The organism is Pontitalea aquivivens (genome assembly GCF_046507575.1).
Taxonomy (GTDB): Bacteria; Pseudomonadota; Alphaproteobacteria; order Rhodobacterales; family Rhodobacteraceae; genus Pontitalea; species Pontitalea aquivivens.
In genome coordinates, this window is sequence record NZ_JBKFEY010000007.1 from 53,735 (window position 1) to 65,983 (window position 12,249).

The following is a 12,249-nucleotide window of genomic DNA, read 5'->3' on the forward strand; positions in this document are numbered from 1 at the left end:
CGCACAGGCATGGAGCCAGCAACTAACAGCCCCTCGGCGCGCCGCCCGATCCGGGTTCTGATCGTCGACGATTCCATCACCATTCGCGCCTTGATCCGGCAGGTTCTTGCGCAGGATTCCCGGCTGATGGTGGTTGGCGAAGCCAACGACCCCTATGAAGCCCGGGAGAAGATCAAGATCCTGCATCCCGATGTGTTGACGCTGGATGTCGAGATGCCGCGGATGAATGGTCTTGAGTTCCTGGAAAAGCTGATGCGGTTGCGGCCGATGCCTGTGGTGATGATTTCATCACTCACGCAAAAGGGGGCGCGCGCGGCGCTTGAGGCGCTTTCGCTCGGGGCGGTGGATTGTATCGGAAAGCCTGTTGCGGGTGGGTTGCGTGAGGCTTTCCGCGACCTCGGCGACATGCTGGTCATGGCTGCGGGCGCGCGGCTGCGCCATCGTGCGCCCCAGGCGCAGATCCGCCCGAGCGCGGGTTTTGACTGGAACGGGCGCTATGTGCTGATCGGATCGTCGACCGGCGGGGTCGAGGCGCTGGAGACGCTTCTGGCAGGTTATCCCGCAAATTGTCCTCCGACGCTGATCACCCAGCACATGCCCGAAGGGTTTCTGGCGACTTTCGCACAGCGCCTGGCCGGGCGGATCGCCCCGCAGTTGCAGCTTGCAACCAATGGCGCGCCGCTGCGTCAGGGTCAGGTCTATCTGGCCCCCGGCGGGGACACCCATCTGCTTGTGACGCCTGGTGACCGACCCGCCTGCCGGCTTTGGGCCGGCGAAAAGCGCAGTGGCCACCGGCCATCGGTTGATGCGCTGTTCGAATCCGCCCTGCCGCATGCGCCCCGGGTCGTCGCGGCGTTGCTGACCGGGATGGGGCGCGACGGGGCCGAGGCCATGGGGCGTCTGCGCCAGGGCGGGGCGCAATGTCTGGCGCAGGATGAGGCGAGCTCGGTTGTTTTCGGCATGCCGCGTGCGGCGCTGGAAACGGGGGCGGCACAGGCGGCGGTTCCGCTGTCGCGCATGACTGCCGAAATCCTGAAACTCTGTGCCCGCCCGGAACAGATGCGGGTTGGGGCAGGGCGATGACGGACATCGCGCATGGGGTTGGCGGCCCGGGTGTCGCGCTGCGGCGCATTCGCCACATCGGGCAAGGCGAATATGCGGTGGGCACTGGTGATGGCGGTGCGATCTCCACGATCCTGGGATCCTGCGTTGCCACCTGCCTGCATGATCCGCGCGCGGGGCTTGGCGGGATGAATCATTTCCTGCTGCCCGAAGGCAATGGTAGCCGGATCCAGGCTGCAAGCTTTGGCGTGCATGCGATGGAACTTTTGATCAACGCGCTGATCAAGCAGGGGGCGGTGCGGGGGCGGTTGCGGGCAAAGGTGTTCGGCGGTGCGCGGATGATCGCGGGACTGTCCGACATCGGCCAGCGCAATGCGGCCTTTGTGCTGGAATTCCTGCGCCGCGAGGGCATTGCCTGTGTCGCGCAAAGCCTGGGCGGAACTTCGGCGCGGCGGGTGGAATTCTGGCCTGAAAGCGGCCGCGCCCGCCAGCGTCAGCTGCGCGAAGCGAATGTGGCGGAAAAAATTCCGGTGCCGGTGGCAGGCAACGATGTCGAATTGTTCTGACAGATCGGGCCTGGCGCACCTTCCCGGGGCCAGCGCCGCGTGGCCGTGCGGCGCGTCACAGGCCCCGGGGAACCAGGGCGCGGGTCTGATCGCGCCAAGACGCGGAGGCAGCCCTGGCCTGGTCGCACAGGGCGTGCCCGCGCAGCGAAGACCTATCCGCCCGGGCCGTCCCGTTTGCTGCCATGCCCGGGTTCGCTGCCATGCCCGGTGCCCCTTCGGCTTGGCCCCTCTGCCCTGGTCTTTGCGCTCAGGTTTGCCGGACCAGCTTTTTTACAAGGACATAGAAGGCCGGCACCATGAAGATCGCCAGAACGGTCGAGGCCACCATCCCCCCCAGCACACCGATGCCGATCGCGCGCTGCGCGGCCGCGCCTGCCCCCGTCGCGATGGCCAGTGGCAGCACCCCCAGCGCGAAGGCGAAAGAGGTCATCAGGATCGGGCGCAGCCGCATCTGGGCCGCGCGGCGCGCCGCCTGGGCCGCGGCCATGCCGCCCTGCCGCAGGCTTTCGGCGAATTCCACGATCAGGATCGCATTGCGCGCGGCAAGGCCGATGGTCGCCAGCAGCCCCACCTTGAAATAGACATCGTTCGATTGACCGAAGGTCCAGGCCGCCACCAGCGCGCCCAGCACGCCGACCGGCACCGCCAGCATCACCGAAAAGGGCACCGACCAGCTTTCATAAAGGGCTGCCAGGCACAGGAACACCACCAGCGCCGACATCGCGAACATCAGCGGCGCCTGATTTCCAGCTTGTTGTTCCTGATAGGAAATTCCCGTCCATGCCAGGCCATAGCCGCCGGGCAGCCCGGCCACGATCGCGGCGATCCGGTTCATTGCCTCGCCGGTGCTGACGCCCTCGGCCGGCGCGCCCGAGATTTCCAGCCCCCTTGTGCCGCCAAATCGGTTCAGGGTCGGGGAATTCTGTTCCCAGACCAGATTGATGAACGAGGTGAAGGGCACCATTTCGCCGCTGCGGTTGCGCGCGAACCAGCCCAGAATGTCTTCGGGTTGCATCCGCCAGTCGGCCGCGCCCTGCACGATCACCGGCCGCAGATCGACGCCCAGGGCGAATTCATTGACCTCGCGCCCGGAAAAGATGACCGGCAGAATCGCATTGACCTCGGACACCGACAGCCCCATGGCACGGGCCTTCTGCTGGTCGATGTCCAGTTTCAGCGCCGGGCGCTGGGTGCGTTCATGACCGTTGAATCCGGTGGCAAAGCCCGCCTCGGTTGCCTGCGCCACCATTGCCTGGGCGGCGGTTTCAAGCTCGGCCTGGCCGCGCGCACCCTGGTCGATCAGGAAGAAGGAAAAACCCGCGTTGCGCCCCAGCCCCTGAATCGCGGGCGGCTGCATGAAGGTGATGTTGCCCGCGCGATGGCTGCGGAAGCGGGCATTGCCCGTCTGCGCCAGCATCGCCGCGCTGCGCCCGGGCCGCGCCGGAAAATCCTTGAGCCGCACGAAGATTTGCGCAATGTTCTGCGCCCCCCCGCCAAAGCCCGACCCCAGCGCCACAAAGGCGGCGTCGACGATTTCGGCCTGATCGTTCAGCAGCCAGTCGCGCACCTCTTCGGCGACGGCGGTGGTCTGTGCGATGGTGGACCCTTCGGACAGCCGCAGCTGCACCATCAGCCCGCCCTGATCCTCTTGCGGCACGAAGGACGAGGGCAGGATGCGGAACATCCCGCCCGCGCCGATGGCGATGGCCACCAGCAGCACGAACATGCGGAACGGCCGGCGCAGGGTGACGCCCACCACCTTGCCATAGCCCAGCGTGGCGCGGTCCAGGTTGCGGTTGAACCAGCGCGCGGGCGCGGTATTGCCGCCATGGCGGCGCGCGCGCAGAAGGCCCGCGCACATCGCCGGCGTCAGGATCAGCGCCACCCCCAGCGACAGCAGCATCGCCGCGATGATGGTCACGGAAAACTGCCGGTAGATCACCCCGGTCGATCCCGGCATGAAGGCCATCGGCAGGAACACCGCCGACAGCACCAGCACGATCCCGATCAGCGCGGGCGTGATTTCGCGCATGGATTTGCGCGTCGCCTCGCGCGGGTCCAGCCCCTCTTCCTCCATCACGCGTTCGACATTTTCCACCACCACGATCGCGTCATCGACCAGCAGGCCGATGGCCAGCACCAGCGCGAACATGGTCAGCGTGTTGATCGACAGGCCAAAGGCCGCCAGCACCCCGAACGTGCCCAACAGCACGACCGGCACGGCGATGGTGGGAATGATCGTCGCGCGCCAGCTTTGCAGGAAGATCAGGATCACCAGAAAGACCAGCCCGACCGCCTCGAACATCGTGGCATAGACCTTGCCGATCGAGGCTTCGATGAAGGGCGAGATGTCGTAGGGCAGGGCGACCTCGACGCCCTCGGGCAGGGCGGGGGCGATACGGTCCAGCGTCTCGCGCACGCGCCGGGCGGTTTCCACCGCATTGGCGCCGGTCGCCAGGCTGACGGAAAAGCCGGCGGCATTGGCCCCGTTCAGTTCGGCGCTGCGGCCATAGCTTTCGGTGCCGATCTCGATATCGGCGACATCGGACAGATAGACGGTGCCGCCCTCATCCTCGGTGCGCAGGATGATGCGTTCGAATTCGCTGACCGAGGCCAGCTGGCTTTGCGCCGACAGCGCCACCGACAATTGCTGTCCCGGCACCACCGGCTGGCTGCCCAGCGATCCCACGCTGACGGTCGAATTCTGTTCGGCGATGGCCTGGGTCACATCGGCGGGTGTGATCTGATAGCGCGCAAGCCGCAGCGGATCGAGCCAGACCCGCATCGCATAGCCGGACGAAAAACTGTCGACCGAACCGACCCCTTCGGTGCGCAGCACCGCATCCTCGATCAGCTGGCCGGTCAGATCGCCCAGCGCCTGTGTTTCATAACGCCCGTCGCGCGACACCAGCGCGCCCACCAGCAGCGTCGACGACCCCGTCCGGCTGACCGACAGGCCACGCTGGCGCACGCTTTCGGGCAGGGCATTCTCGATCAGCTGCAGCTTGTTCTGCACCTGTATCTGCGCCGCATCCGGGGCGATGTCATCGGCAAAGACCAGCGAGACAAAGGACCGCCCCGTCGCCGACGAGGTCGAGGTCATGTACAACAGGCCATCCAGCCCCGTCATGCCGTCCTCGATCACCGAAGTGACCGAGTTTTCCACCACCTCGGCCGAGGCGCCGTTATAGGTGGCGCTGACGCGTACCGTGGTGGGGGCGATGTCGGGATATTGTTCGATCGGCAGGGTCGACAGGCCCCAGACGCCGAACAGCATGGTGATGATGGCGATCACCCAGGCAAAGACCGGGCGCGAGATGAAGAACTGCGCCATGGCTCAGTTGACCTTGCGGGCGGCTTCGGGCCGGGCCTGTACGGGTTGGGCCTGTACGGGTTGGGCCGCGTCGGGGACAAGGTCGCGCACGACGCCGGTGGCGTCGATCGCGACCGGGACGGTGGTGACCTGTGCGCCATCGCGCAGCCGTGCCAGCCCGTCGATCACCACCACATCGCCCGCCGATGCCCCCGCCCGGATGATCCAGGCATTGTCATGCGTGCCCGCCTCGACCAGCACCCGTTTGCGCGCCACACCGTCTTCGACGAAAAACGCGGTCAGGCTGCCGTCGGGGGCGCGTTCGGTGGCGCGCTGGGGGACCAGAACCGTGCGCGTCTCGCCCAGGGACAGATCGCCGCGCAGGAACATGCCGGGCAGGATGCGCGCGTCGGGATTGGGCACGCTGAAGCGCAGCACCCGCGTGGCCGTGGTGGTCGAAACCGTCGGGCCCGGCGACACAAGCGTTCCGGCATGGTCATAGGGCGCGCCGGTTTCCAGCGTCAGGTTCAGGTCGGGCGCGCGCGGGGTGATCTCGCCCGCGGCAATGCTGGCCTCAAGACGCAGGCGGGCGACGGTGGGTTCGGTCACATCCACATAGATCGGATCGATCTGCACCAGATCGGCCAGCGCGGCGGCCTGATTGGCGGTGACGACATCGCCCACCGCGGCCAGCGGAACGCCGATCACGCCGCCCACGGGCGCGGTGATCGTGGTCCAGGACAGCTGCGCCTCGGCCAGGCGCAGATCGGCTTCGGCCTTGGCGACGTCGGCGCGCGCCTTCAGCGCCTCGGCCTCGGCATTATCCAGCGCCGAACGGCTGGCGGCGGCGGTGGCGGCCAGCGTGCGGGCCCGTTCAAAGGCGGTTTCCGCCACCGGCAGGGCGGCGCGCGCGCGTTCCAGCGCAGCCCGGGCCGAGGCGAGCGCCGCCTCATGCTGGACCGGATCGATGCGGAACAGCGGCGTGCCGGGGTCAACCTGGCTGCCGGGGGTGAACAGGATTTCGGTGATGGCGCCGCCCACACGCGGGCGGATTACCGTGGCATTTGGCGAAACGGCGCGGCCGGGCAGGGTGGTGCTGACCGGCACGACCGCCTCTTGCAGGATCATCACGCCCACCTCGGGCGGGCGGGGGGCGGCACCCTGCCCCTGACCTTGGCCCGGGCTCTGGCCCGGGGGGCGCGATTGCTGGGCGGGCACGGGCAGGGCAAGGGCCCCGGCCAGCGTGACACCGAACAGGGTGGCGGTGGCGGCAGCCGTCGCAAGGCGGCGGGCGGCATGGGCAAGGCGGATGGGCATCGGGATTTTCCGGGTCCTCTTGTCGGGGCTTTGGGGGCAGGGCGTTCGCGATGGGCGCAGCAGACAGCGTTGATACGCGGCTGTCCAGTGGTTCCGTCGCAGGGCGACGGGCGGCGCGGTCACTTTTCCGCCGTCAGCCGCAACAGGCCTGCACACGGGCCCATCCCCTGCGACCGGCATCCGCCGGCCCGCTTTTACGGCAACCGGAAAAGCGCCCTGGGCGGGATGCGGTCACCAGAAAGCGTCGAACACCGCATCCGATTCTGTCGCAATGCACGCCACCCGGGGCGGGGCGCTTCCTGTCACGGGCCGGGCTGCCCCAAAGCCAGGGTGGCGCGCGGTATTGGCCGGCGTTTCGCGCCCCGCGATGATCCCCCCGGATTTCCGCCGGTGGGCTTTTCGTTTCGGTAGACCTTTGTATACCGTTCCGGTATAGAGCCCCCAGAAGCAAGGAGGCATGGATACCATGGCTGAAGTGAACACCCCCGACATCATCTATACCAAGGTTGACGAAGCGCCAGAGCTGGCCTCTGCATCGCTTCTGCCGATCATCCGCAGCTTTGCCGCCGCCGCCGGTGTCAGCGTCGGCACGCGCGACATTTCGCTGGCCGGGCGCATTATCGCCGCCTTTCCCGAACAGCTGACCGAGGCGCAGCGCCAGTCCGACGATCTGGCCGAACTTGGCAAGCTGGTGACCACGCCCGAGGCCAATGTGATCAAGCTGCCCAACATCTCGGCCTCGGTGCCGCAGCTGGTGGCGGCGGTCAAGGAACTGCAGGCGCAGGGCTATGCCATCCCCGATTACCCCGAGGCCCCCGCGACCGCGGCGGAAAAGGACATCCGCGCCCGGTTCGACGCGATCAAGGGTTCGGCCGTGAACCCCGTCCTGCGCGAGGGCAATTCCGACCGCCGCGCCGCGGTGGCGGTCAAGAACTTTGCCAAGGCCAACCCGCATTCGATGGGGGCCTGGTCCCGCGACAGCAAGACCCGCGTGGCGACCATGGGGTCGGGCGATTTCTTCTCGAATGAAAAATCCGCCACCCTGTCGGCCGCGCAGGCCGGTGCCGTGCGCATCGAACTGGTGGGCAAGGACGGTTCGGTCGCGGTGCTGAAAGAGGGCGTGAAATTCCCCGAAGGCGCGGTGGTCGATGCGACCTTCCTGTCGGCGCGCGCGCTGGATGCCTTCCTGGCCGAACAGATCGAGGCGACCAGGGCCGAAGGCACGCTGTTTTCACTGCACATGAAGGCCACGATGATGAAGGTTTCCGACCCCATCATCTTTGGCCATGCGGTGCGCGTCTTCCTGGCGCCGGTGTTCGACAAATACGGCGACAAGCTGGCCGCCGCGGGCGTGAACCCGAATTCGGGCCTGGGCGATGTGCTGGCCCGCGTGGCCGAAATGCCCGAAAAGGCCGGGATCGAGGCCGAGATCGAAAAGGTCATGGCCGCGCGCCCGCCGATGTACATGGTGAATTCCGACAAGGGCATCACCAACCTGCATGTGCCGTCCGATGTGATCATCGACGCCTCGATGCCCGCGCTGATCCGCGCTGGCGGCAAGGGCTGGGGCCCGGATGGCAAGGAACATGACACCAACTGCGTCATCCCCGACAGCTCCTACGCGCCGGTTTATGATGAGACGATCCGCTATTTCAAGGAAACCGGCGCGCTGGACCCGCGCACCGCGGGCACCGTGCAGAACATCGGCCTGATGGCGCAGAAGGCCGAGGAATACGGCAGCCACCCGACCACCTTCGAAATCCCCCAGGACGGCACCGTGCGCATGGTGCTGGCCAATGGCGAGGTGCTGCATGCGCATGAGGTCGAGGCGGGCGACATCTGGCGTTCGGCTTCGGCGCGCAAGGCGCCGATCGAGGATTGGGTGAAGCTGGCCATCGATCGTCAGCGCGCCGAAGGCTGCCAGGCGATCTTCTGGCTGGATGCGAACCGCGCCCATGATGCCGAGCTGATCAAATATGTGAAGCCCATCCTGCAAGCCGCTGGTGTTGAAGATAAATTCCTGATCCTTGCCCCGCGTGAGGCGACCCGCCTGACGCTGGAAACCATCCGCAAGGGGGAAAATTCCATCGCCATCACCGGCAACGTGCTGCGCGATTATCTGACCGACCTGTTCCCGATCCTGGAACTGGGCACCTCGGCCAAGATGCTGTCGATCGTCAAGCTGATGCAGGGCGGCGGCATGTTCGAAACCGGCGCGGGCGGCTCGGCGCCCAAGCATGTGCAGCAGCTGATGGAAGAAAACCATCTGCGCTGGGACAGCCTTGGCGAATTCTGCGCGCTGGGGGAAAGCCTGAAGTTCCTGGCCGATGTGCGCGGCAATGAAAAGGCGCGCGTGCTGGGCGAGGCGGTCGATCTGGCCACCCAGGGCATCCTGGATGACAACCGCTCGCCCGGGCGCAAGGCCGGTCAGCCCGACAACCGCGACAGCCACTATTGGTTCGCGCGCTACTGGGCCGAGGCGCTGGCCGCGCAGGGCAAGGATACCGCCCTGGCCGCGCATTTCGCGCCGGTCGCCAAGGCCCTGGTCGCGGATGAGGCCAAGATCCTGGCGGAACTGCACGAAGGTCGTGGCAAGCCGGTGGATATGGGCGGCTATTACCATGCCGACCCGGCCAAGGTGGCGGCGGTGATGCGGCCCTCGGCCACGCTGAACGCCATCATCGGCTAAGGCGCCGCGGCGCAAGATCTGGCGGGGCGCGGGGGAAACCCTGCGCCTTGCCTTTTGGGCGGGCAGGAAGGGCTTGGCTTTCGCGCCGTCCCGGCGGAACATGGGGCCTGCGCATCGCCAAAGGACCCGCCATGACCCATCCGATCAGCAGCTTCCCCATTCCCGATCTTGCCAGCCTGCCCGAGGATATCCGCGCCCGGATCGCGCAGGTGCAGGAAAAATCGGGCTTTATCCCCAATGTCTTTCTGGCGCTGGCGCATCGGCCCGATGAATTCCGCGCCTTCTTTGCCTATCACGACGCGCTGATGGACAAGCCCGGCGGTCTGACCAAGGCCGAACGCGAGATGATCGTGGTTGCGACCAGCGCCGCCAACCAGTGCCAGTATTGCGTGATCGCCCATGGTGCGATCCTGCGCATCCGGGCCAGGGACCCCCTGATCGCCGATCAGGTCGCGGTCAACTATCACAAGGCCGACATCACCGCGCGCCAGCGCGCGATGCTGGATTATGCGATGAAGGTCTGCCTGCGCGCGCAGGATCTGTCGCCCGACGACCGCGCCGCGCTGGAAGCGCAGGGATTTGACGCCGGGGATATCTGGGACATTGGTGCCATCGCCGCCTTTTTCGGCATGTCGAACCGGATTGCCAACATGGCATCGCTGCGGCCAAATGACGAATTCTACAGCCTCGGGCGGGGGTGATGAAACTTGATGCAGAGCTTTATCTTATGTGCGCAAGTCACTGGTTAAGCTACATTTCAGGTTTGGAAATAGCGTCCAGTTCCTCGATCGCGATGCCGCGCTTGCCAGCGGCCTCCAGCACGGATTTCTGCACCCTGCGGCTGCGTTTCAACAGCCGCAGGAAGCGGTCCTGATCCAGCGTCAGCAACATGCAGGGCGTGATCGCGCGCACTTCGGCACGCCGCGCGCGCCGCATCAGGATCGCCATCTGGCCGAACATCTCGCCCCGGCCCAGTCGCAGGGTCTGGTTCGCGGTCTTCAGCTCGACCGCGCCCGAGGCGATGAAATAGACCGTCCGCCCGGGGCTGTCCTTGCGCAGGATCACCTCGCCCGCGCGGGCATAACGCGCGCGCAGCTGCCGGCACAGCCGCGTCAGAACCGCATCGTCCAGATCGGCAAACAGCGGCAGCGCGCGTGCCAGTTCGCGTTTCTGCAAGGCCAGGTCCAGCGGCGGGCGGCGGTCCAGTTCGGCGCGCCGTGCCGCCATGTCCTGGCTCAGCGCGGTATACAGTTCCGCCCCGATCAGCCCGTCGTCATGCATCGATTCGTATTCGCGTTCTTCGATCCGCAGCGCGGTGCGGCGGATGAAACCGCGTTCCAGTTCCTCGGCATAGCCCGGATATTGCAGCCGCAGCCCGTCCAGTGCCTTGTCCACCTCATTCAGGCGCCGGTCGAGCATTTCATGCAGCAGATCGGCCACGCGCCGGCCATGGATGCGCCGGATGCGGGCGTCAATAAAGCCGTGCAGGTCGCGCAGGATCAGCCGTTGGGTCAGCAGGATTTCCAGCCGGTCGGCCATCAGCCGCCCCAGGAACACCGAAATCCGCAGCCGGTTGTGCAGGAACACCGCCGCGCGAAAGCCACGCCCGTCATGGCCCAGGCTGCGCCGGGCGCCGGCCTGATAACCGCTGCGCCCGCCCGCGCGGGCCGCCTCGATCAGCCGGTCGGCATCCGACAGGATACGTTCGGCCAGCCGCACCGAAATGGCCCGTTCACGCAGCCGCGCCAGGATCAGGTCGCGTTCCGCCCCCGCCAGCGCGATCAGGCCCAGCGTGATGCGGTCGCGGTCCTGCAGCTCGGTGCTGTCCTCGGCCGCCTTGACCGCGCGGTCCAGCCGTTCGCCAAATCGCTTTGCCTCGGACCGCACCGTCTCGCGCGTCAGTTCGTAATTGTCCGAGGCACGCGCCACCTCTTCGCGTACGGTCTGCAAGGCCACCGCGATCACCTGCTTGGACAGTGCGGCATCCAGCGGCGACAGCCGGTCCAGCCCCAGCCGCCCGATCACCCAGCGCAGGCTGGACCCCTGCACGATCAGCGTGAACAGCGTGAAGGATGTCGCAAGGATACCGACCATCCGGCGGATGTCGGCCGGGATCAGCAGGCTTTCGGTCACCGCCAGCGCCAGCGCCAGCGTGACCGCCCCGCGCAAGCCCCCCCACAGGATCGCGATCCGGTAGGGCCGCTCGACCGGCGGCGACAGGTGCAGGGCCGTCAGCACCGGCAAAAGCCCGAACAGGATCACCGCGCGCGCCGCGACCGCCGCCGCCAGCACCACCAGCGTCAGCCCCAGATCGGTCCAGGTGACCCCGTCCAGCATCCGCGGGATCAGCAGCGCCGCCAGCACGAAGATCAGCGCCCCCGCCCAATGCGCCAGCACATTCCAGACATCGCGCAGGAAGGCCCAGGCCGCGGGCGCCAGCTTGCCTGGCGCAAGGTAGTTCAGCGTCATCCCCGCCGCCACCACCGCGATCACACCGGACACCGCCAGCACCTGTTCGGCCAGGATATAGGCCAGATAGGGCAGCGCCACCGAGGCCGAGACCTGCGCCAGCGGGAAACGCTCGAACAGCCACATGATCCGCAGCCCGGCCCGCGCCAGCGCCCAGCCCACCAGCACCCCCCCCAGGATCAGCACGGGAAACTGCCCCAGCGCGCCCGACAGGGTGGGGTCGGGCGTGCCGCGGCGCACGAAGGCGGCAAAGACCCCGAACAGCGCAATGGCGGCGGCATCGTTCAGCAGGCTTTCGCCCTCGATGATCCGGCTCAGCCGGCGCGGCGCGGCCAGCGAGCGGAAGATCGTCACCACCGCCGAGGGGTCCGTGGTCGACACGATCGCACCCAGCATCAGGCAGGCCATCAGCGGCAGCGCCGAGACGCCGGCCAGCGCATAGCCCACCGCCAGCGTCGCCACCACCACCGCCAGCACCGCCATCACCAGGATCGGCACCCAGTCGTCCAGCATCCGGCGCAGGTTCATTTCCAGCGTGGCCTGAAAGATCAGGGTGGGCAGAAAGACATAAAGGAAGACGTTTGACCGGATCGGCAGGCCCAGAATCGCCTCGGCCACCGGGTTCAGCGCATCGGTCAGATCGGTGCGCAGGAAGAAGGCGGCGGCGATGCCGATCAGGATGCCAAGGGCGGCCAGCAGCACGGTGAAGGGCAGCCGCAACCGCGCGGCCAGCGGCTCGGCCGCGCCGATCACAAGAAACAGCGATGCAAAGATCGCAAGGAAAACCACGATGTCCATTCTGTTGATATTACAGACTTTGCCGTCCTGCGGAA

Annotated in this window: 7 protein-coding genes; 4 read left to right on the forward strand and 3 right to left on the reverse strand. The window is 67.0% G+C overall.

Features of this window, described 5'->3' with window-relative positions; genetic code table 11:
* Positions 1-9 precede the first annotated feature (9 nt).
* Positions 10-1,083, forward strand: coding sequence for a protein-glutamate methylesterase/protein-glutamine glutaminase (locus ACK8OU_RS10410; protein WP_410303329.1), 1,074 nt, complete (start codon positions 10-12; stop codon positions 1,081-1,083).
* Positions 1,080-1,628, forward strand: a complete 549-nt coding sequence (locus tag ACK8OU_RS10415; RefSeq protein ID WP_410303330.1) for a chemotaxis protein CheD — start codon at positions 1,080-1,082, stop codon at positions 1,626-1,628. Before ACK8OU_RS10410 ends, ACK8OU_RS10415 begins: the two co-directional genes overlap by 4 nt.
* Positions 1,629-1,875: 247 nt before the next feature.
* Here the strand turns inward: ACK8OU_RS10415 and ACK8OU_RS10420 are convergent, their stop codons facing one another.
* Both ACK8OU_RS10420 and ACK8OU_RS10425 read right to left on the reverse strand, forming a co-directional pair.
* A complete protein-coding gene (locus tag ACK8OU_RS10420; protein WP_410303331.1) occupies positions 1,876-4,962 on the reverse strand; it encodes an efflux RND transporter permease subunit in 3,087 nt (1,028 codons plus the stop codon).
* A gap of 3 nt (positions 4,963-4,965) precedes the next feature.
* The gene (locus ACK8OU_RS10425; RefSeq protein ID WP_410303332.1) at positions 4,966-6,258 is read right to left on the reverse strand and encodes an efflux RND transporter periplasmic adaptor subunit; all 1,293 of its coding nucleotides are present in this window, start codon (positions 6,256-6,258) and stop codon (positions 4,966-4,968) included.
* A gap of 466 nt (positions 6,259-6,724) precedes the next feature.
* Here ACK8OU_RS10425 and ACK8OU_RS10430 point away from each other — a divergent pair, with 466 nt between their 5' ends.
* The gene (locus ACK8OU_RS10430) at positions 6,725-8,947 is read left to right on the forward strand and encodes an NADP-dependent isocitrate dehydrogenase (protein ID WP_410303333.1); all 2,223 of its coding nucleotides are present in this window, start codon (positions 6,725-6,727) and stop codon (positions 8,945-8,947) included.
* Between the two features lie 131 nt (positions 8,948-9,078).
* Positions 9,079-9,648 carry a peroxidase-related enzyme gene (locus ACK8OU_RS10435; RefSeq protein WP_410303334.1) on the forward strand — a complete coding sequence of 190 codons (570 nt, stop codon included), beginning with the start codon at positions 9,079-9,081 and terminating at the stop codon, positions 9,646-9,648.
* 49 nt (positions 9,649-9,697) lie between these two features.
* Here ACK8OU_RS10435 and ACK8OU_RS10440 read toward each other — a convergent pair whose 3' ends face one another.
* A complete protein-coding gene (locus ACK8OU_RS10440; protein WP_410303335.1) occupies positions 9,698-12,214 on the reverse strand; it encodes a cation:proton antiporter in 2,517 nt (838 codons plus the stop codon).
* Positions 12,215-12,249: the final 35 nt, after the last annotated feature.

Excerpts from the sequence above, each read along its gene's own strand:
- ACK8OU_RS10410 (WP_410303329.1), top strand. The coding sequence starts at position 10 with ATGGAGCCAGCAACTAACAGCCCCTCGGCGCGCCGCCCGATCCGGGTT.
- ACK8OU_RS10415 (WP_410303330.1), top strand. The coding sequence starts at position 1,080 with ATGACGGACATCGCGCATGGGGTTGGCGGCCCGGGTGTCGCGCTGCGG.
- ACK8OU_RS10420 (WP_410303331.1), bottom strand. The coding sequence starts at position 4,962 with ATGGCGCAGTTCTTCATCTCGCGCCCGGTCTTTGCCTGGGTGATCGCC.
- ACK8OU_RS10425 (WP_410303332.1), bottom strand. The coding sequence starts at position 6,258 with ATGCCCATCCGCCTTGCCCATGCCGCCCGCCGCCTTGCGACGGCTGCC.
- ACK8OU_RS10430 (WP_410303333.1), top strand. The coding sequence starts at position 6,725 with ATGGCTGAAGTGAACACCCCCGACATCATCTATACCAAGGTTGACGAA.
- ACK8OU_RS10435 (WP_410303334.1), top strand. The coding sequence starts at position 9,079 with ATGACCCATCCGATCAGCAGCTTCCCCATTCCCGATCTTGCCAGCCTG.
- ACK8OU_RS10440 (WP_410303335.1), bottom strand. The coding sequence starts at position 12,214 with ATGGACATCGTGGTTTTCCTTGCGATCTTTGCATCGCTGTTTCTTGTG.